Genomic DNA, 17,194 nt, shown 5'->3' with positions numbered 1-17,194 from the left:
CTAACCTCCTTGTCTCGACGAAGTTCGTATCTGACCGATAATTGGTTCAGTTTGTTATCGTTTTGGTCCATCGGGGCCCTGGTCACAAGCTTCCCCTCAGGATCTCAATCATGCGCTCGAGCGGGCTGCGCGAAATCCGGTTCATGGAGATGCGCGCGTCTCGCCAGATATCATGTCCTTGCCGCAGCTCATGCTGCACCAGGCCGACGAGGGTCGAGAACGCCGGTCCGGTTGCAGCCTCCGGTAATCCCTCAAGTGGCCTAGGCGTCGCAATTTTTGTTTCCCTGCCGAACACGCCTGTGGCGAAATGCGCTATGCCGTTGAGGTCCGCAACGCCGCCCGTCATGACAACGGAACGGCCCACCGCGCGGCGGAAACCCAGCTCGTCGAGCCGCTGCGCCACCTCGGAGAGAATCGCCTCCACCCGCATGCGGATGACGCTGGAAAGCTGCGCCTTGGTGATCCACGAGGCCGGGCCGCCATCACGGAGAGGCAGCACCTCGACCAGATCGTGGTTGTCGCGGCTGGTGGTGATGAGCGTGCCATGGAGCGAGAGCATCCGCTCGGCATGGCTGCGCCGCGTGTTGAAGGCCGCCGCGATGTCATCGACGATGTCCGAGCCGCCCATGGGCACGCAGGCCATGCCCACGACCATGCCGCGCGCCAGCACCGAGACGTTGGTAACGCCCGCGCCCATCTCGACGAGGGCCACGCCCAGTTCGCGCTGCTCCGCCTCGAGGCAGGCCAGGCCGCTGGCCAGCGGCGAGGCGACGATCGCCTGCACGTCGAGGTGCGCCTGGCGCACGCACAGGTCGAGGTTCCGCAAGGGGGCCGTCTCGGCGGAGACGACGAGAATGTCCACCCCCAGCCGCTCGGCATGGAAGCCCAGCGGGTTCACGACGCCGGTCAGCCCGTCGATGGTGTAGATGGCCGGAATGGCGTGCAGAATGGTGCGCCCACCGGGGTCAATCCGCTCGCGGCCTTCGTTCAGCACGCGGTCGATATCCGCCCGCTCGATGCGGTGGCCGGCGATGTCCACGTCCACCTGATGAATCTGGTAGGCCAGCCCGCCCGAGGACATGCTGACGACCACCCGATCGACCGTGGTCTCGGCCATCTTCTCGGCTTGGTCCATGGCAGCGCGGATGGCCCGCTCGGTCGCTTCCATGTCCGCGACCATGCCCTTGCGGACGCCCGTGCACAGCTGATGGCCGAAGCCGAGGATGCGCGGTTCGCTGCCGGGCGTCAGCAGCGCGATCAGCGCCGCCACCTTGGAGGTGCCCACGTCAAGGGCCGCAACGATACGCTCCCCCTTGGAGAGAGCAAGCCTGGCCCCGCCTTTGCGCCGGTTCCCGCTCATATATCAACTCCCTGCGCCGCAACTTCGGCGCGTACGCTACGGGTGTCGCTGCTGTTTTTCATGGTGGCGGCCCGGCGCGTGTAAAGCCGGTCTTCCTGCCGCATGTCGAAGCGGGCGAAACCCCTGCCCAAGAGCCCCGTGTTGCGCTCCATCACCGAGAACCGCTCCAGCGCCTTGCGGCTGGCTTCCTCGCCCTCGGGCAGCATCAGGAGCTCGCCCGAGCGGAAGCGCAGGTCCCAGCGCCGGCCGCCGATCCAGGTGGCCGCGTCCATGCGCGAGCGCAGCTCCGGGTGGATGGAGAGCAGGGAGAACAGGCTCATGGCGTGCTGGTTGGCTTCTGCCCCCACAACGATGGGCAGCTTGGCGAACTGCTTCAACCGTTCGGTCTCCAGCACCCGGCCATAGACGTCGATGACGCTGAGACGGCCCTGGGTCTGCCAGAGGGCGACCGGCTTGCGCTCCTGAACGACGATGTTCAGCGTATCCGGCAGCCGCCGCGAGACGGAAACCTCCTGAATCCAGGGGTTCTCCAGCAGGCGCGCGCGCACATCGTCGAGGTCGATGGTGAGCATGGAATTGGTGCGGCCATCCAGCACGGCGCTGTAGACGGCAAGGCGCGGCGCATGCTTGAGGCCGGTGACATGAAGCGTCGTCACCTCGAAACCGAGGCTGGCCACCCCTTGGGCCAGGCTGAATTTCAGGCGCTGCGGCACGTCGAAATACCAGAGGCAAAGGCCCGCCACGGCACCGGCAGCCGCCAGTCCGCCGGCCAGCATCAGGCCACGGCGCAGGCTCCGCCAGAGCGCACCGGTTTGCTGCTTCTTCGATTTGGATGAGCGTTTGCTCATCGATTGCCCCCTGCCTCCTCAATCAGCATTCCGACCAACGCGTCGAAACTGATGCCCCGGTACGCCGCCTGCTCGGGCACCAACGACAGCGGGGTCATACCCGGCTGCGTGTTGACTTCAAGCAGGTACAGAATCCCCGGCTCGCCCTGAGTATCGTCATAGCGGAAATCGGAGCGGGATACACCCCGGCACCCAAGCGCATTATGCGCTGCAACCGCCATTTCCATCGCCTGCCGCGCTACGTCGGGGTGAATCTGCGCCGGTACGATATGGCGGGTCAGGCCATCGGTGTACTTGGCGTCGTAATCGTAGAAGCCTTGCGTCGGCTGAAGTTCGGTCACGGCCAGCGCTTCGCCCTTCAGCACCGAAACGGTCAGCTCCCGCCCCGGAATGAACGGCTCGGCCAGCAACTCCTCGAACTGCTGCCACGGGCCCTTGGCATCGCGGCGGATCGGGTTGCCGTAGTTGCAGGTGTCGGTGACGATGGCGACGCCGACCGACGACCCCTCGTTCACCGGCTTCAGCACATAGGGGCGCGGCAGCGGGTCGGCCTCGTAGATGCTCTCGGACTTTACGACTCCGCCGCCCGGCATGCGGATGCCCGCCTTCTCCAGCACAACCTTGGTGAGCTGCTTGTCGATGGCGACGGCCGAGGTCGTGAGCCCTGAATGGGTGTAGGCAATGCCCATAAGGTCGAGCATGCCCTGCACCGAACCATCCTCGCCCGGATGGCCGTGCAGCGCGTTGAACACCACGTCCGGCTTCAATTCGGCGAGGCGCTGGGCCACGTCGCGCTGCATGTCGAGGCGGGTGACGCGATAGCCCAGCCGCTCGCAGGCATCGGCCACGGCCTTGCCCGAGGTCAGCGAGACCTCCCGCTCGGCGGACCAGCCGCCCATCAACACAACAACATGACGGCTCATGCCTCATCCTTCCGTACGCTGGTCTTCTGATGACGCCCGATGCGCTGGATCTCCCAGTGGAGATCGACCCCGCTCGTCTCCTTCACGCGGGCACGCACTTCCTCGCCCAGTTCTTCCAGATCGGCGCTCGTCGCCCCGCCGGTGTTGAGGAGGAAATTGCAGTGCTTCTCGCTCACCTGCGCGCCCCCGCGCGTCAGCCCCCGGCAGCCGGCGGCATCAATCAGACGCCACGCCTTGTCGCCATCGGGGTTCTTGAAGGTGCTGCCGCCGGTGCGGGAGCGCAGCGGCTGGCTCGCCTCGCGTTCGCTAGCGATGCGGTCCATCTCCGCGCCCACCACCTTCGGGTCGGCGGGCACGCCCTTGAACACCGCCTCGACGACGATCGCCCCCTCCGGCAGTTCGGAGTGGCGGTAGGTGTAGCCGAGCGCGGAAGCAGGCAAGGTTTCCACCCGCCCGTCCCGATGGACGACCGTGCATTCCACCAGAATGTCCGCCGTCTCGCGCCCATAAGCGCCGGCGTTCATCCGCACGGCCCCGCCGACGGTGCCGGGAATGCCGCGCAGGAACTCCATGCCGCCCAGCCCCGCATCGCGCGCGGCGCTCGCCACGGTGATGCCCATGGCCGCCGCCCCGGCGCGCACGCGATTGTTCGGCTCGACAGCAACCTGCGCGAAGGTCTTCGGCAACCGCACCACCACGCCTTCGACGCCGCCATCCCGCACCAGGAGGTTCGAGCCAACGCCCACCGGCAGCACCGGCACGTCCGCCGGGCAGTTCTTCAGGAAATCCATCAGATCGTCGAGGTCTGCCGGACGGAACAGCACGTCCGCCGGGCCGCCGCAGCGGAACCAGATGAAGTCCGCCAGCGAGCCGCCAGCCTCCAGCGTGCCGCGCGCGGGCGGCAGCCGGTCGATCAGCGCGGGAATGGCCGTGGCCAGCGTCATGCGGCAGCGCCCTCCCGCCGGGATTTGATGGCGTCCGCAAGGCCCGCCGCCCATTTGGTGATATCGCCTGCGCCCAGGCACACCACCATGTCGCCGGGGTGGGCCATTTCGGCAAGCTGCTCGGCCAGATGCGCGGCATCGTCCGCCGCCAGCACGTGGCGGTGGCCGCTGGCGCGCAGGCCCTTGACCAGCGCATCGCGGTCCACACCCTCGATCGGGGCTTCGCCCGCCGCATAGACCGGCACCACGACCACCGTATCGGCGTCGTTGAAGCAGGTGCAGAACTCGCTCATCAGGTCGCGCAGACGGGTGTAGCGGTGCGGCTGGGCAACGGCGATGACGCGCCCCTCGCCGATGCCCTCGCGGGCGGCGGCCAGCACGGCTTTGATCTCGACCGGGTGGTGGCCGTAGTCGTCGATGATGGTGACGCCATCCACCTCGCCCACGCGGGTGAAGCGCCGCTTGACGCCGCCGAACCCGGCGAAGGCCGCCTTCAGCGCGTCATCGGAAATGCCCAGCTTCTGGGCGACCGCGATGGCGGAGAGCGCGTTCTGCACGTTGTGGCGGCCCGGCATGGCCAACTCCAGCCCCTCGATGGTGCGCTGCTCGCCGGTGCGGCGGTTGGTGATGACCGCGTTGAAGCGGTTGCCGCCGGGGAACGGCGTCACCTGATCGCCGCGCACGTCGGCCTGGGCGTTGAAGCCGTAGGTGATGATCGGCCGGTCGGTGACGTGCGGGATGATCGCCTGCACCTCCGGGTGGTCGAGGCACAGCACCGCCGCGCCATAGAACGGCACGTGCTCGATAAACTCGATGAAGGACTGCTTCACCTTCTCGAACGAGCCGTAGTGGTCCAGATGCTCGGGGTCGATGTTGGTGACGATGCCGATGGTCGGCGGCAGACGCAGGAAGGAGCCGTCGGACTCGTCCGCCTCCACCACCATCCACTGGCCCTCGCCCAGGCGCGCGTTGGTGCCGTAGGCGTTGATGATGCCGCCGTTGATGACGGTCGGGTCCAGCTCGGCCTGATCCAGCACGGCGGCGATGAGCGAGGTCGTCGTCGTCTTGCCGTGGGTTCCGGCCACGGCCACGGTATTCTTGAGGCGCATCAGCTCGGCCAGCATCTCGGCACGGCGGACGACGGGGATGAACTTCTCCCGCGCCAGATCCACCTCCGGGTTGCCGTTGCGGATGGCGGAGGAGACCACCACCACCGCCGCGTCGCCCAGATTCTCCGCCTTGTGGCCGATGGAAACCGGAATGCCCCGTTCGCGCAGGCGGGCGACGTTGTAGCTCTCCGCCACGTCCGAGCCCTGCACGCTGTAGCCCAGATTCTTCATCACCTCGGCGATGCCGGACATGCCGATGCCGCCGATGCCGACGAAGTGAATGGTGCCGATGTCGCGCTCGAGGCCACTCATACTGCTGCCTTTGCCTTGCTTGCGACGGCCTTGCCGCCTGTTGTCGTTGATGTGGGCGCGCCCGCCACGCGGGCGATCAGTTGCGCCAGTTCCGCCGCTGCCTCCGGCCTGCCCGCGGCCTTTGCCATGTTTGCCATCTCGACGAGACTGGAGGGAGTTTCGGCGAAGGCGCGGATGCTCGCCGCCAGCGCCTCGGGCGTGAACTCGCCTTGCGGGATCAGCAGCGCGCCGCCCGCGTCCGCCACGTCCCGCGCGTTGGCGGTCTGGTGGTCGTCCATGGCGGTCGGCAGCGGCACGAGGATTGACGGGCGGCCGACGGCCGTCAGTTCCGAAAGCGTCGAGGCTCCGGCGCGAGCGATGACCAGATGGGCAAGACGCAGCTTGTCCGCCATGTCGGTGATGTAGGCGCTGCATTCGGCCGAGACGCCGACGCGAACGTAGAGCTTACGCACCGTCTCCAGATCCGCCTCGCGGCACTGCTGGGTGATGCGGACGCGCCGCTTCAGCTCGGGCGGCAGCAGGTCGATGGCGGCGGGCACCACGTCGGCGAGGATCTTCGCCCCCTGGCTGCCGCCGATGACGAGGATGCGGAATGCCGACCGGTCGTTGAACTCGGGGTAAGGCAGGTCCCGCAGCGCCAGAATCTCCTGCCGCACCGGGTTGCCGGTGACATGCGTGCGGGCGTTGAGCCGCGCCTTCAGCCGCCGGGTGTGGCTGAAGGTGGTGGCGATGGCCGCCGTGAACCCCGCCAGCAGGCGGTTGACCCGCCCCAGCACCGCGTTCTGCTCGTGGATGATGACGGGAATGCCCAAGCTGATCGCCGCCAGCAGGGAGGGCAGCGCCGGATAGCCGCCGAAGCCCGCCACCACGGCGGGCCGGTCCGCCTGCATCAGGCGGCGGGCGGTCTTCGCGCCCTCGTAAATCTTGGTGAGCGCTGTCACCTTGCCTTTGAGGCCGCCACCCAGCGTGCCGGAGGCCAGCACGTGCCGGGGCATGCCCTCGAACAGGCCGGGGTAGCGCAGGCCGCGATCGTCCGTCATCAGCGCGACGCGGAAGCCGAGCGCCTCCAGCCGCTTGGCCACCGCATGGCCCGGCACCATGTGGCCGCCGGTGCCCCCGGCCGCCACCACGATGAGCGGTTTGTTCGGCAACGCGGTCATGCGGCCCTCCCCGCCACGAACGGGCTGGCATCGAGGAAGCGGTTGCGCCGCGTCAGCGCCAGCACCAGCCCCATGGTCATGGCCGTGGCGATGAACGAGGAACCGCCGTGGCTGATGAACGGCAGGGTCATGCCCTTGGAGGGCAGGAGGTGCAGGTTCACGCCCATGTTGATGAAGGCCTGCGCGCCGAACTGTGTGGTGAGCCCCGCCACCGACAGCACGATGAAGGGGTCGTCCTCGTTCACCAGCTGCAGCAGCACGCGCACGATGATGCCAAGGTAAAGGATCGCCAGCCCGAGGCAGGCGAGCATGCCGAACTCCTCGCCGATGACGGCGAAGATGTAGTCGGTGTGTGGCTCGGGCAGCTGCATCTTCACCAGTCCCTGCCCCGGCCCGGTGCCGAACAGGCCGCCCGCCTGGAAGCACTCCATGGCCTTGTCCGCCTGATAGGTGTCACCCTCGGAGAAGATGAACCGGTCGATACGCGACTGGACGTGCGGCACGAACAGATAGGCCAGCCCCATACCGGAGAGGCCCGCCACCGCCATGGTGCCGAAGGCATAGAGGTTCAGGCCCGCCAGCAGCGCCTGGGCGAACCACACGAACAGGATGAGCGCGCTCTGGCCGTAATCCGGCTGGATGACCAGAAAGCCGATGACGAGCACCAGGAGGCCCGCGGCCACCTGAAAGGCGGGCACCGTGCTGTCGTCATAGCGGGCGGAGAGAATCCACGCGGTCGTGACGATAAACGCGGGCTTGAGGAACTCCGACGGCTGGAACTGGAAGCCCCCCAGGCTGATCCAGCGCACCGCGCCGTTGGCGTCGGAGCCGACGAGCGGCACCGCCATCAGCGCCGCCAGGAAGAACAGGAACCCCACGACGCACAGCCGCCGGATCCACTGGATCGGCAGCAGGGAGGTCGCGATCATCACCGGAATGCCCAGCCCCACCCAGAACAGGTGGCGCTGGAAATACATCATATCGTTGAGGCGAACCGACCCGCCCGAGTAGCGGTGCGCCGCCGCCGGGCTGGCCGACATGACCGCCACGATGCCGATGGAGATGAGCAGCAGCAGCATCCCCAGCAGGATCCGGTCGATGGTCCAGAACCAGCGGCTGACGGCGGTGCGGTCGGTACGACGAAAGGGGATCATGCGCCGCCGTCCCCTTTCAGCGCAGCCACGGCTGCGCGGAAGGCGTCGCCACGGGCCTCGAAATCACGGAACTGGTCGTAGGACGCGCACGCCGGGGACAGCAGCACGACCTCGCCTGGGCGGGCGCGGGCAGCTGCCAGCTTCACCGCGTTCTCCAGTGTGCCCGCCTTTTCCACGGCGACATGCGGGGAGAGGAGGCGCGCGAACAGCTCTTCTGCGGCGCCAATGGTGTAGGCGGCGCGCACGTTGCGTAGGTGCGGCAGGCAGGCGTCCAGTTCGTCCGTCTTGGCCTTGCCGCCCGCAATCCAGTGAATGGCAGGATAAGCCGCCAGCGCCGGGGCCGTGGAGGTCGGGTTGGTCGCCTTGGAATCATTGAGGTAGGTGACGCCGCCGATCTCGGCCACGAATTCCATGCGGTGCGGCAAGCCGGGGTAGGTCTCGAACGCCGCCAGAGATCTTTGCAGGCTCCACGCCCAGCGCCCGCGTCGCGGCGAAGGCGGCGGCGGCGTTCTGGGCATTGTGCGGCCCTTGCAGGCGCGGCCACGCGGCTTGCGCGCCCAGCGTCTCGCCGTCCACGATCAGCTTGCCGCCAACAACGGCAACGCCACCCGGCTGCGCCGCCTCGATGGAAATGGGGCGCAGCTGCGCCGTCGCCGTGCGGGCGATGGCGCGGCAGTGGTCATCGTCCACCGAGATCACCGCCGTCTGCTCGGCCGTCTGCATGCGGAACAAACGCTCCTTGGCATGGGCATAGCCCGCCATGTCGCCGTGGCGGTCCAGATGGTCCGGCGTGATGTTGGTCAGCACCGCAACATCCGCCGAGAGGTTGTGAATGAGGTCGATCTGGAAGGAGGAAAGCTCCAGCACATAGACGCCGCCTGCGGGCAGGGGCTCCTCGCCCAGGATCGGCAGGCCGATGTTGCCGCCCAGCCGCGCCTCGATGCCGCTGTGCGTCAGCACGTGATGGATCAGCGCCGTTGTCGTTGATTTGCCGTTGGTGCCGGTGATGGCGATGACCCGGTGCGCCGGCAGCTCAGGCTGCGCCTGCGCGAACAGCTCGATATCGCCCATGATGGCAACGCCCGCCGCGCGCGCTTTCTCCGCCAGCGGATGCGGCACCGGCAGGTAGAGCGGCACGCCCGGCGACAGCAGCAGGCCGTCGAGCCCGGCGAAGTCCGTCTCATAGAGGTTGGCGAGCGTGATGCCTGCCGCCGCCGCCTTCTCGCGGGCGGCCTCGCCGTCGTCCCACGCCAGCACCTGCGCGCCGGACGCCAACAGCGCGCGCGCCGTCGCCAGCCCGGTGCGGGCCAGCCCGAAGACGGCGTAGCGTTTTCCCGTAAAGGCGCGGGCAGTAATCATCTTACCTCAGCTTCAGCGTCGAGAGGCCAATGAGGGCGAGCACGAGCGCGATGATCCAGAAGCGGACCACGACGGTCGATTCCGCCCAGCCTTTTTGTTCGAAATGGTGGTGAATGGGCGCCATGCGGAACACCCGTTTGCCGGTCATCTTAAAGCTGGCCACCTGAACGATGACTGAAACCGCCTCAAGAACGAACAGGCCGCCGACGATCGCCAGCACGATCTCGTGGTTGGTGACAACGGCGACCGCGCCCAGCGCGCCGCCCAGCGCCAGCGAGCCAGTGTCGCCCATGAACACCATGGCGGGCGGCGCATTGAACCACAGGAAGGCGAGCCCCGCCCCCATCAGCGCGCCGCAGAACACCGCCAGTTCGCCCGCGCCCGGCACGTGGCGCACCTGAAGGTAGTCGGCGAAGTTCACGTTGCCGATGAGGTAGGCGATGATGGCGAACGTCACCGCCGCGATGATGACCGGCATGATGGCAAGGCCGTCGAGCCCGTCCGTCAGGTTGACCGCATTGCCCGCGCCGACAACAACGAACGAGGCGACGATCAGGTAGCCCCAGCCGAGGTTGATCCCGGTGTCCTTGAAGAACGGCAGCCACAGGGTCGTGCCGGTGTGGTGGGAGACGTAGGCAACAGCCAGCCCTGCGATGGCGAACTCGATCAAGAGCCGCACCTTGCCCGACAGGCCGTCGTGGCTGGCCTTCGTTACCTTCTTGTAGTCGTCGTAGAAGCCGACCGCGCCGAAGCCCAGCGTCACGCCGAGGCACACCCAGATGTAGCCGTTGGTGAGGTCCGCCCACAGCAGGGTGGAGACGGTCATGGCGATGAGAATGAGGAACCCGCCCATGGTGGGCGTGCCCTTCTTGGTGAGCAGGTGCGACTGCGGCCCGTCCTCGCGGATCGGCTGGCCCTTGCCCTGCTTCAGGCGCAGGTGGGCGATCAGCCTCGGACCGGCGATGAGACCGATGAGCAAAGCCGTCAGAATCGCGCCGATGGTGCGAAACGTCAGATACCGGAAGACATTGATGCCAGGAATGTCGAGGTCGAGGTTGGCCAGCAAAGACAACATTGGAGTTTTATTACGCCCCCTGCCGGTTCAGCGACCGCACGACCCGCCCGAGTCCCACGCTGTTTGAACCCTTGACTAGAATGATATCGTCCGGCCGCACGAGGCCGCGCACCAGCGCCAGCGCCTCTTCGGCCGTGTTCACATGATGATGCGGAATGCGCGCAGGCAGGACCCGCGCCAGCACCGCCATTTCCGGGCCGACGAGAATGGCCTCGGCCACCCCCGCCGCCTCGATGGAACCGGCGAGATCGGCGTGCATCGCCTCGGTCTCGTCGCCCAGTTCTTTCATCGCGCCCAAGACCGCGATGCGCCGCCCGCGCCGCCGGGTTTCAAACCCACCCAGAACGCTGAGCGCCGCCGCCATGGAAGCCGGGTTGGCGTTGTAGCTCTCATCCAAGAGCATGGCCATGCCGCCACCCGCCTCGATGAGCGTGCGCTTGCCGCGCCCTTCCAGCCCCTGCATCTCGCCGAGCGCCAGGCCCGCCAGCCCTAGGTCCGCGCCCACGGCCTTGACGACCGCCAGCACGCCCAGCGCGTTCAGCGCCCAGTGCTCGCCCGGCATGCCGATCTTGAAGGTCAGCCGCTCGCCCTGCACGTCGGCGGTCATGGAGGTGCAGGTCTCGGAGGGCGCGATCTTCAGCGGCCGCACGTCCGCGTCCGCGCTCGCCACGCCGAAGGTGACGATCTGCGCCGCCCCGGCCGCTTCCGCTGCCGCGCGCAGGCGCGCGTAGTGCGGATTGTCCTTGTTGAGCACGGCGGTGCCGCCCGGCTGAAGCCCGGTGAAGATTTCTGCCTTAGCGTCGGCGATCGCCTCCTCGCTATCGAAGAAGGCGCGGTGCGCGCTGGCAATGGTGGTGATGATGGCCACGTGCGGGCGCACCAGGTCGGCGAGCGCCGTCAGCTCGCCCGGATGGTTCATGCCCATCTCGAACACGCCGTAAGTGGAGTCCTCGGGCATCCGCGCCAGCGACAGCGGCACGCCGGTATGGTTGTTGTAGGACTTAACGGACGCATGAACCCGGCCCGGCGCGGAACGCTCCAGGGCGAGGCGCAGCGCTTCCTTGACGCCGGTCTTGCCCGCGCTGCCGGTCACACCCACCACCTTGCCGTTCATGCGGCGGCGGGCGGCCCGCGCCAGATCGTTGAGCGCTTCAAAGGTGTCAGAAACCGCAACGTGCGGCGCGTCCGCGTCCGGCAGGCGCGCGGCATCGGCCACCAGCGCACCCGCCGCCCCGGCGGCGAACGCCTGCGGCAGGAACATGTGCCCGTCCATCTGCTCGCCCTTCAGCGCGATGAACAGGTCGCCCGGCATCACCTCACGGCTGTCGAACGTCACGCCGCCGACCGCAAAGTCGCCGAATGCCGCGCCGCCCGTGGCCATCGCCAATCCTGTGGAAGTCCACAAAGCGGTCATGCCGTCTGTCCTTGCCCTGCCATATCCCGAGCGTTCAGTTCCTGAGAGATCCGGGCCGCCACCTCCACATCATCGAAGGGATGGACGACGCCCTGCACGATCTGCCCCTGCTCGTGACCCTTGCCGGCAACGAGCACGAGATCGCCGGCCCGTGCCGCCTTGAGGGCAGCGCGGATCGCCTCGGCGCGATCACCGATTTCGATTGCCCGCGGCGTCGCGCTGAGAATTTCGGCGCGGATGGCCTTCGGGTCTTCCGAACGGGGGTTGTCGTCGGTCACATAAACCAAGTCCGAAAGACTTGCAGCAATCGCTCCCATCTGCGGCCGCTTGCCGCGGTCACGATCGCCGCCGCAGCCGAACACGGTGATGAGCCGCCCCTGGCAATGCGGGCGCAGCGCCTCGATGGCCGCGCGCAAACCGTCGGGCGTGTGGGCGTAGTCGATGAACACCGGCGCGCCCGCAGGCGTGGTTGCAGCCTTCTGCAACCGGCCCGGCACGCCCTTCACGGCGCCAAGCGCCTCGAACACGCGCATCGCCTGCTCGCCGCAGGCAATGGCGAGACCCGCCGCCACCAGCGCGTTGGCCGCCTGGTAGCCGCCCAGCAGCGGCAGGCGAATCTCGTGGGGCTTGCCCTGGTATTCAACCGTCAGCTTCTGTCCGTCCGGCAGGGCCTGCCGCTCCGTCATCCTGAGGCCCGCGATGGCGGTCGCCCCCGTGCCCACGGGCAAGATGCGGATGCCCCGGCTGGCCGCCACCTCCGCCATGAAGTCGGCAGCCGGATCGTCCATCCACAGCACCGCCGTCCCGTCCTTCGACAGGAGGTCGGAGAACAGGCGCGCCTTGGCGTCGCGGTAGGCCTCCATCGTGCCGTGGTAGTCCATGTGATCGCGGGTGAGGTTGGTGAAGGCGGCGGCCTTCACGTCCACCCCGTCCACCCGGTGCTGGTCGAGCCCGTGGGAGGAGGCCTCGAACACCACGTGGTTGATGCCCGCCCGTTCCATGCTGCTCATGGTGGAGAGGAAGGTGAGCACGTCCGGCGTCGTCATGCCGAGATCCCGCTTGCCGATGGCGGTGATGACGCCAAGCGTGCCCAGGCTCGCCGACGGGCGATTGAGCCGCGTCCAGATCTGGCGCAGGAGGTCAGCAACCGAGGTCTTGCCGTTGGTGCCGGTCACCGCCGCGATCGTGGCGGGAAGCGGCCCGTAAAGCTTAGCGGCGATTTCAGCGAAGCGCTGGCGCGGGTTGGCCGCCACGATGTGCACGGCGCGGCTGGTGTCCACCTTCGCCTCCGGCCGCGCGACGATGGCGACGGCCCCCGCCTCGATGGCGGCCTCGATGAAATCCTCGCCGTTGACCTTCACGCCCGGAAAGGCCCCGAAGATCGCGCCCGGCGTCACCTTGCGATGGTCGATCGCAAGGCCGCTCACCGGCGCCAGCCGCTCCGGGCCATTCCAACCTGTCAAATCGTGCAACGTAACCACCACGGCAACACATCCTACCCGGTTAGGTTCGCCTTCTCCGCGATGTACGGATACAGGGGGGACAGATCGACGTCCTTGCCCACGTTGGGCTCGATGCCGAGAATCGGCCCGACCCGCTGCACTACGGCCTTCACCGTCGGCGCGGCATTCCAGCCGGCCGTGGCGAAGCCGTAAGTCTCCTTGATGCCCTTGGGCTCATCCAGCGTCGCGATGACCACGTATTTCGGATTGTCCATCGGGAAGGCGGCGGCGAAGGTGGTAATCAGCGACTTGCGCTGATAGCCGCCGACGCCTGGCTTTTCCGCCGTGCCGGTCTTGCCGCCGATGCGGTAGCCCGGCGCGTCGCCCTGCTTGCCGGTGCCCGCCACTGCCACCAGGCGCATCAGCATCCGCATGGTACGGGAGGTCTCTTCGCTGAAGATGCGCTCGCCCGTCGCCGGCTCGGTGCCGGCCGGCACCTTCATCAGCGTTGTCGGTCGCCACACGCCGCCGTTGACCACCGTGGCGATGCCATTGGCCAGATGCAGCGGCGTGACCGCAATGCCGTGGCCGTAGCTGATGGTCATGGTGGAAATCTTGCCCCACGGGTTGGGGTAGAGCGGCTGGGCCGATTCCTTCAGCTCGATCTGCGCCGGCTCCAGGAAGCCCAGCTTCCGCATGTACGCCTGCTGCTTCTCCTCGCCCACATCGAGCGCGATCTGCGCCGTGCCGATGTTGGACGAATACATGAAGATTTCCGGCACCGTCAGCCAGCGGTTCTCCGGGTGATCGTCGCGGATGCGGAAGCGCCCGGCCTGGAGCGGCTTGGTGGCATCATACTTCTTCCCCAGCGTGATCGTGCCTTCCTCCAGCGCCATGGCCATGGTGAAGGTCTTGAAGGTGGACCCCAGCTCATAGACGCCCTGCGTCGCCCGGTTGAACCAGGCGCTCGACGGGCTGTGCGACACGGCGTTGGGGTCGAAGCTGGGCAAGGAAACCATCGCAAGCAGCTCGCCCGTGTGCACGTCCATGATGATGCCGGACGCGCCGAGGGCGTTGAACTTCTTCACGGCTGCGTTCAGTTCATATTCCAGCGCATGTTGCACGCGGACATCGATGGACAGTTGCAGCGGCTTGCTCAGCTGATCCTCGGCGCTCAAGCGGTCGTTGAACGCGCGCTCGATCCCGGCCATGCCCTTGCCGTCGATGTTGGTGTAGCCGAGCACATGCGAGGCCAGCTCGCCGTTGGGATAGACGCGCTCCGCCTCGTCCTCGAACTCCAGCCCCGGCTCGCCGATGGCATTGATCCGGCTCACCTGCTCGGGCGTCAGCCGCCGGGTGATGTAGCGGAACTTCGAATGGGAGTAGAGCTGGCGGCGCACGAACGCCAGGTCCAGATCCGGCAGCACGGCGACGATCCGGCGCGCCAGCTCCTCCTTGTCGCCGATGATCTTCTGCGGGCGCACGGCCAGCGCCTGCACCTTGAGGGTGGTCGCCAGCACCTCGCCGTTGCGGTCGATGATGTCGGCGCGCGGCGGCCGCACCGCCGCCAGGATATCCGTGCGACCCACATTCCGATCGATGGCCTTGAGCACCGCCAGATCCATGAGACGCAAGGCAAGAACGATCGCCACGGCCGCAAACAGCAGCACGCCAATCATCAAGCGCTGCCGCGACCGCTCCAGCGCCTGCTGGCGGTGGCCAGCAAGTTGAATCCTGAGCGAGCGCAGCGCGGCCTGGTTCATTGAGTCCCCGCCTCGATGGCAGCCAGGCGCTCGATCGACGCGATGGTCGAGGCATCAAGTCCGCTCAGCGGCGTCGCGCCCTTGGGGATAGCCGGCGCATAGGGCGCGGCAGCCGCCGGAACAGCCGGGGCGCGCATCGCCAGCTCGACATTGTCCTCGCGCGGCTCGGTCTTCGCCGCCACCGGCTTGGAGGCCACCTTGGGCTTCGGCTGCGCGGCAACCGCCGGCTCGGGCGACCACGAGGCCAACTGAACCCGGCCGGACTCCGCCGGGCCGGACCACGACGCCAGGTGCACCTTGGGCGCATCCGGGCCAAAGCCGGGCCGGGGCCGCTGCGCGGCGGCAATGGCCGAGGCGGACGGCAGGCGCATGGCCACCGCCGGCCCGTCGGAGGAAACGGCCACCAGATGCGCCTCGCCGCCCGTCGCCTTGGCGAGGTAGGTCTGGGGCATCTCGTACTGGTTGTCCTGCTGCTCAATGGCCGGCATCACCTGCGCCTTCTGCGGCACCGAGTTGGGATCGGCGGCGAAGGCCACATAGGCGTCGGCCGAGGCGAAATAGCGGTCCGCCGTCGGCGCGGTCAGGCCGAAGTAGGTATCGTTCAGCCGCTGCAACTGGGCCGGGCGCACTCGGATCTGCCATTCGGCCTGAAGGCGGCGCACCTCCCGCATGTCGCTGGCGATCTGCCGCTTCAGCGCCGTCACCTCGTCCCGGCGCTCACCCACTTCCAGGCTGACGGCAAAGCACACCACGGCGGAGACCGCGGTTGCCAGTGCCATGAGGATGCCTGTGTAGTAGCGCATTTCCTAGTTCTCCCAGGCCGGTGCTGACGTTCTGACGGCCGACCGCAAGGTTGCGGACCGGGCACGCGGATTACGGGCGGTTTCCTCGTCGGAGGGGCGAACCGCCTTGGCGATCTTCTCGAAGCTCGGGGCCTTCGTGGGCTGGGGGCGCTCCGGCAGGTGCCGGGAGCCGCCCGCGACCAGGCCGCCGCGCTCGCGCAGGAAGGTTTTGACCACGCGGTCCTCCAGGCTGTGGAAGCTGACGACCGCCAGCCGCCCGCCGGGGCGCAACAGCTTCTCGGCCGCGCGCAGGCCGTCCTTCAGCTGGTCCAGCTCCGCGTTCACATGGATGCGAAGGCCCTGGAAGCTGCGGGTCGCCGGGTCCTTGGGGCCGCGCCGTCCGCCCAGCGCCGCGCGGATCACATCCGCCAGCTGCTCGGTGCGCTCGAACGGCCGCTCCGCCCGCGCCTTCACGATCGCCTTGGCGACGCGCCGGGCCTTGGGCTCCTCGCCGAAGTAATAGAAGATGTCGGCCAGCTCTTCCTCGCTGGCGGTGTTCACCACATCCGCCGCGCTCGGCCCCTCAGCCTCCATCCGCATGTCGAGCGGGCCGTCGTTCTGGAAGGAGAAGCCCCGCTCCGCCTGGTCGAGCTGCATGGAGGAAACGCCGATATCAAAGGCGATAGCGTCCACCTGCGCGACGCCCCGTTCGGAGAGAAGGCGCTCCATCTCGCCGAAGCGGCCGTGAATCAGCGTCAGGCGGCCCTTCGCCTCCTCGACCAGCCCCTGCCCGCCCTGAATGGCGGTGGGGTCGCGGTCGAAGGCGTAAACCTGCGTTACCGGCCTGGCCAGAATCGCGCGGGTGTAGCCGCCCGCGCCGAAGGTGGCATCCACCGCCACGTCGCCCTCGCGCAAATCGAGAGCCGCCAGCACCTCATCGCGCAGAACGGGAATGTGCGGAGCCGTGATGTCGGGCAAGGCGTTCATCAGGCCTCCCCTTCCGGCAACGGCAGCTTCTTCTGCTTCAAGAGGTACATGACCTTGCGGCACAGGGCCTTCTGGTGGGCCTGGGCCTCGAGGAAGGTGTAGGGGTTCCAGATTTCGAAATACCCCTGCGCGCCGAGGAACAGCGCGGTCTTGTCGATGGATGCGTAGTCGATGAAGAAGCCGTCCAGCACGATGCGGCCGGCGTCGTCGAACTTCACCGAATCCGCGGCGCCGAACAGGCTGCGGCGCACGTCTTCCCGGTTGGCGGTGGGATCCTGCGCCAGCCGCGCCTCAGCTTCCTCGCGCAACTCCTTGAGATACGTATGATCGTAGGCCACGAGGCACGGCAGATCCTCGTGCTCGCGAATGAGGAACTCCTCGCCGCCGGTGCGCCCTTTGATGACAGCACGAAACTGTGCAGGAACCGAGACCCGGTTCTTGCTGTCAACGCTGTTCAAAGCGTTGCCATAAAACAGCTGTTCGCCCTGCTCGACCACGCGTGCGCCGTCCTCCACTCGAACAGCGCTCCTCTCTTCAAAGGCTCATGGTTGGCGCGAAATGC

General features: G+C 67.6%; 14 protein-coding genes and 1 pseudogene. All 15 read right to left on the bottom strand.

Features of this window, described 5'->3' with window-relative positions:
• Positions 1-82: 82 nt before the first annotated feature.
• Positions 83-1,360 (bottom strand): cell division protein FtsA, encoded by a 1,278-nt coding sequence (gene ftsA / locus L0C21_RS05145; protein ID WP_259277337.1) that lies wholly within the window; start codon positions 1,358-1,360, stop codon positions 83-85.
• Positions 1,357-2,208 carry a cell division protein FtsQ/DivIB gene (locus tag L0C21_RS05140; RefSeq protein ID WP_259277336.1) on the bottom strand — a complete coding sequence of 284 codons (852 nt, stop codon included), beginning with the start codon at positions 2,206-2,208 and terminating at the stop codon, positions 1,357-1,359. The genes ftsA and L0C21_RS05140 overlap by 4 nt, the downstream gene beginning before the upstream one ends.
• Positions 2,205-3,131 carry a D-alanine--D-alanine ligase gene (locus tag L0C21_RS05135; protein WP_259277335.1) on the bottom strand — a complete coding sequence of 309 codons (927 nt, stop codon included), beginning with the start codon at positions 3,129-3,131 and terminating at the stop codon, positions 2,205-2,207. Before L0C21_RS05135 ends, L0C21_RS05140 begins: the two co-directional genes overlap by 4 nt.
• Positions 3,128-4,075: a UDP-N-acetylmuramate dehydrogenase gene (gene murB / locus L0C21_RS05130; protein ID WP_259277334.1), complete on the bottom strand. Its 948-nt coding sequence runs from the start codon at positions 4,073-4,075 to the stop codon at positions 3,128-3,130. The genes L0C21_RS05135 and murB overlap by 4 nt, the downstream gene beginning before the upstream one ends.
• Entirely contained in the window at positions 4,072-5,496 is a 1,425-nt protein-coding gene (gene murC / locus L0C21_RS05125) for a UDP-N-acetylmuramate--L-alanine ligase (RefSeq protein WP_259277333.1), read from the bottom strand. The genes murB and murC overlap by 4 nt, the downstream gene beginning before the upstream one ends.
• A complete protein-coding gene (murG, locus tag L0C21_RS05120; RefSeq protein ID WP_259277332.1) occupies positions 5,493-6,656 on the bottom strand; it encodes an undecaprenyldiphospho-muramoylpentapeptide beta-N-acetylglucosaminyltransferase in 1,164 nt (387 codons plus the stop codon). Before murG ends, murC begins: the two co-directional genes overlap by 4 nt.
• A complete protein-coding gene (locus L0C21_RS05115; RefSeq protein WP_259277331.1) occupies positions 6,653-7,810 on the bottom strand; it encodes an FtsW/RodA/SpoVE family cell cycle protein in 1,158 nt (385 codons plus the stop codon). Before L0C21_RS05115 ends, murG begins: the two co-directional genes overlap by 4 nt.
• Positions 7,807-9,169 (bottom strand): annotated as a pseudogene (murD, locus tag L0C21_RS05110) (UDP-N-acetylmuramoyl-L-alanine--D-glutamate ligase). Before murD ends, L0C21_RS05115 begins: the two are co-directional and overlap by 4 nt.
• A 1-nt stretch (position 9,170) precedes the next feature.
• The gene (gene mraY / locus L0C21_RS05105) at positions 9,171-10,244 is read right to left on the bottom strand and encodes a phospho-N-acetylmuramoyl-pentapeptide-transferase (RefSeq protein ID WP_259277330.1); all 1,074 of its coding nucleotides are present in this window, start codon (positions 10,242-10,244) and stop codon (positions 9,171-9,173) included.
• 10 nt (positions 10,245-10,254) lie between these two features.
• Entirely contained in the window at positions 10,255-11,658 is a 1,404-nt protein-coding gene (locus L0C21_RS05100; protein ID WP_259277329.1) for a UDP-N-acetylmuramoyl-tripeptide--D-alanyl-D-alanine ligase, read from the bottom strand.
• Positions 11,655-13,142: a UDP-N-acetylmuramoyl-L-alanyl-D-glutamate--2,6-diaminopimelate ligase gene (locus L0C21_RS05095; protein ID WP_259277328.1), complete on the bottom strand. Its 1,488-nt coding sequence runs from the start codon at positions 13,140-13,142 to the stop codon at positions 11,655-11,657. The genes L0C21_RS05100 and L0C21_RS05095 overlap by 4 nt, the downstream gene beginning before the upstream one ends.
• Positions 13,143-13,153: 11 nt before the next feature.
• On the bottom strand, positions 13,154-14,863 hold the full coding sequence (locus L0C21_RS05090) for a peptidoglycan D,D-transpeptidase FtsI family protein (RefSeq protein WP_259277327.1): 1,710 nt from the start codon (positions 14,861-14,863) through the stop codon (positions 13,154-13,156).
• On the bottom strand, positions 14,860-15,666 hold the full coding sequence (gene ftsL, locus L0C21_RS05085; protein ID WP_259277326.1) for a cell division protein FtsL: 807 nt from the start codon (positions 15,664-15,666) through the stop codon (positions 14,860-14,862). Before ftsL ends, L0C21_RS05090 begins: the two co-directional genes overlap by 4 nt.
• A gap of 3 nt (positions 15,667-15,669) precedes the next feature.
• A complete protein-coding gene (rsmH, locus tag L0C21_RS05080; protein ID WP_259277325.1) occupies positions 15,670-16,632 on the bottom strand; it encodes a 16S rRNA (cytosine(1402)-N(4))-methyltransferase RsmH in 963 nt (320 codons plus the stop codon).
• Positions 16,632-17,147, bottom strand: coding sequence for a division/cell wall cluster transcriptional repressor MraZ (locus L0C21_RS05075; RefSeq protein ID WP_259277324.1), 516 nt, complete (start codon positions 17,145-17,147; stop codon positions 16,632-16,634). Before L0C21_RS05075 ends, rsmH begins: the two co-directional genes overlap by 1 nt.
• Between the last annotated feature and the right edge of the window lie 47 nt (positions 17,148-17,194).

This window comes from Pedomonas mirosovicensis, from assembly GCF_022569295.1.
Classification (GTDB): domain Bacteria; phylum Pseudomonadota; class Alphaproteobacteria; order Sphingomonadales; family Sphingomonadaceae; genus Pedomonas; species Pedomonas mirosovicensis.
Note: the sequence above shows the minus strand (reverse complement) of the source record. Positions and strands in the feature narration are given on the sequence as shown.